2 protein-coding genes are annotated in these 1,763 nt (G+C 54.3%); both read left to right on the forward strand.

Annotated features, from left to right (window positions below):
• Position 1 precedes the first annotated feature (1 nt).
• Positions 2 to 1,009 carry a microcin C ABC transporter permease YejB gene (locus WBC85_RS03520; protein ID WP_424433291.1) on the forward strand — a complete coding sequence of 336 codons (1,008 nt, stop codon included), beginning with the start codon at positions 2 to 4 and terminating at the stop codon, positions 1,007 to 1,009.
• A 4-nt stretch (positions 1,010 to 1,013) separates the two neighbouring features.
• Positions 1,014 to 1,763: ABC transporter permease (locus WBC85_RS03525; protein ID WP_424433292.1), on the forward strand; the 750-nt coding region annotated here is incomplete at its 3' end.

Below are 1,763 nucleotides of genomic sequence, written 5' to 3' on the forward strand. Positions count from 1 at the left end.
GGTGCAATTTGTGCCGGGCGGTCCTGTAGAGCAGGTTCTTGCCAAGATGCAGGGCGGCGGCGACGTGTTCGAGGGCTTCTCGGGCGGCGGGAATGACGTGGGCGAAGAAACCTTCGGTTCCGACAGCGAATATGTCGGGGCGCGTGGCCTGCCCAAAGAGTTTATCGAAGAGCTGGAAAAGGAATTCGGTTTTGACAAGCCGCCGTTAGAGCGCTTCCTCAATATGCTCTGGAACTACATGCATCTCGACTTTGGCGAGAGCTATTTCCGCTCGATCAGCGTTGTGGATTTGGTGCTGGAAAAGATGCCCGTCTCAATCACGCTTGGACTTTGGTCCACGTTGATTGCCTATCTCGTCTCGATCCCGCTGGGTATCCGCAAGGCGGTTCATGACGGCAGCAGCTTTGATACCTGGACTTCGGCGATGATTATTGTCGCCTATGCAATACCGGGGTTCTTGTTCGCGATCCTTTTGCTGGTGCTGTTTGCGGGTGGCTCATACTGGCAAATTTTCCCTCTTAGGGGGCTCACATCGGACAACTTCGAAGACCTGAGCCTGATTGGCAAAGCGCTTGATTACCTCTGGCACATCGCATTGCCTGTGTTTGCCTCGACAATTTCGGCCTTCGCGACGTTGACCCTGCTCACAAAAAACAGCTTTTTGGATGAAATTAAAAAGCACTATGTGATGACCGCACGCGCAAAGGGGTTAAGCGAAAGCAAGGTTCTTTATGGCCATGTGTTCCGTAATGCGATGCTGATTGTCATTGCAGGCTTTCCTGCGGTGTTTGTGTCGGTCTTCTTTGGCGGCTCGATTATTATTGAAACGATCTTCTCGCTGGATGGGCTTGGGCGGCTCGGCTTTGAGGCCGCTGTCGGGCGCGACTATCCTGTGATGTTTGGTACGTTGTTCATCTTTGGCCTTATCGGCCTTGTGGTGAACATTCTTTCCGATCTGATGTATGTGCTTGTTGATCCACGTATCGACTTTGAAAAGCGGGAGGGCTGAACTGATGAAGCTTTCTCCGCTCAACCAACGCCGCTGGCGTAACTTCAAACGCAACCGCCGCGCGCTCTGGTCGCTTTGGATATTCACGGTGCTTTTCGGGCTTAGCCTGTTTGCGGAATTCATCGCAAACGACAAACCCATCGTGGTGAGTTATCGCGGCGAGCTGCATATGCCGGTGTTCAAATTCTACCCCGAAACAGCCTTTGGCGGCGATTTTGAAACCGAGGCGGTTTACCGCGACGTTGAGGTTCGCTGCCTTATCAAGTCTGGTGGCCTGGAGGCGTGCTGGGACGATCCGGAAGGCATCGTTGAGGGCATCGACGCCGGAACCTTTGGCAAGGGCGAGGAAGGCTTTCAAAAGGGCTGGATGCTCTGGCCTATTATCCCCTATGCCTACGACACAACGGTTGATCGTGCAGGCGCAGCGCCGCTTCCCCCGAACGAGCAGAACTTGCTCGGCACGGATGACACCAAACGCGATGTGCTGGCACGGGTGATTTACGGTTTCCGCCTTTCGATCCTGTTCACGCTGGTCGTCACAACACTGGCAAGCGTCGTTGGCATCGCGGCGGGTGCGCTACAGGGATATTTTGGTGGCTGGGTTGATCTGATTTTCCAGCGTGTGATCGAAATCTGGGGCGCAGTGCCGTCGCTCTATATCATCATTATCATGTTCGCTATTTTGGGCCGTGGCTTCTGGTTGTTAGTCTTTCTCATGGTGCTCTTCGGCTGGATGGCGCTGGTCGGCGTCGTG

The sequence above is a fragment of the Planktotalea sp. genome (assembly GCF_049680325.1).
Taxonomy (GTDB): Bacteria; Pseudomonadota; Alphaproteobacteria; order Rhodobacterales; family Rhodobacteraceae; genus Planktotalea.